Raw genomic sequence first — 1,164 nt, 5'->3', positions numbered from 1 at the left:
TAGAAACACTGTCTAGACTGGTAGTCACTGTCGTAACATTTTTATTAGTCGCAAATAACTGAGAGCCATTTACAACTTCTGTCGATTCTGCTGAAAGCACTCCTGCCTTAACACCTGAAAGTGTCCGATCTACTTTGTCTTTATTTGCAATATTGAGTTCTGTACCTTCTACTTCTGTACCAATATTGATAACTTTTGTCTTTTCATCCTGCTTGGCAAGGCTATCACTGACAACATTGGTTACATCATTATGAACATTCGTGATAGAACTCGCAACACCAGCAAATGCTTCCGCTACACTATTGTAGCTTTCCTCACTTTCTGTCCCTTCTGCATTAACTTTCTTGATCACAAAACTTGGTGCTTTCCATTGTCCATCTTTATCATAACCTGCTCCTCCACCAAAATACGTCGCAAATGTCTGATTCATTGAATAAAGTTGATTACCTGTTACAGCATCTGTTGATTTAGCGCTAATCTCACCATTTGCTAGAAACGTAATTCTACTGTTTTCTTGTGTCCTTACAGCTCTGCCTTTTTCTTCTTTGCTCTTTTCATGACGCGCTACAAAGGCATGTGCAGTCTCGCTCCAATTCAAGGAATCCTGCGCTACCCCTTCAGAAACTTCCTTAATCCGTGCATTCACATTCTTGATATTATCATCAAGACCAGTAAATGCACTACCAACATTATTAAAAGAACTGTCTGTTATATTACCATCTGCATCAACCTTCGATAACTTGTAGGTTGGTCCTGTAAACGTACCGCCAACAAATTTTGCATCACCACCAAAAAACTTGGCTAAATCCTGAGAAATCGTGTTGATCTGACTACCCGTAATTGCATCACGTGAATTTTCAGCAATGGTACCATCTTTGACATTATGAAGCGCAACTGGTCCTGCATCCTTACCTTTACCTAAAGTCACACTCGTGTAATCAATGACGCCATTATCACCATCTTTTTTATCGTAATGAACAACAGCTGAATCATCAGACTGAAGGCTGCTAGAAAGCTTCTCTAAACTTTGATCAAGTTGCGCTTTATTGACTGCTTCATTGTCATTCTCTGCTGCCTTAACACCAGAAAGTGTCCGATCTACTTTGTCTTTATTTGAAATATTGAGTTCTGTACCTTCTACTTCTGTACCAATATTGATAACTT

General features: G+C 39.2%; 1 pseudogene. It reads right to left on the bottom strand.

What is annotated here, in order from left to right:
• Positions 1-1,164: pseudogene (locus tag PVV63_RS10250) on the bottom strand (hypothetical protein); the annotation flags it as partial.

The sequence above is a fragment of the Bartonella sp. CM31XJBT genome, from assembly GCF_028618555.1.
Classification (GTDB): domain Bacteria; phylum Pseudomonadota; class Alphaproteobacteria; order Rhizobiales; family Rhizobiaceae; genus Bartonella.
The sequence above is the reverse complement of the archived record's forward strand: the minus strand, read 5'-3'. Positions and strand labels throughout refer to the sequence as shown.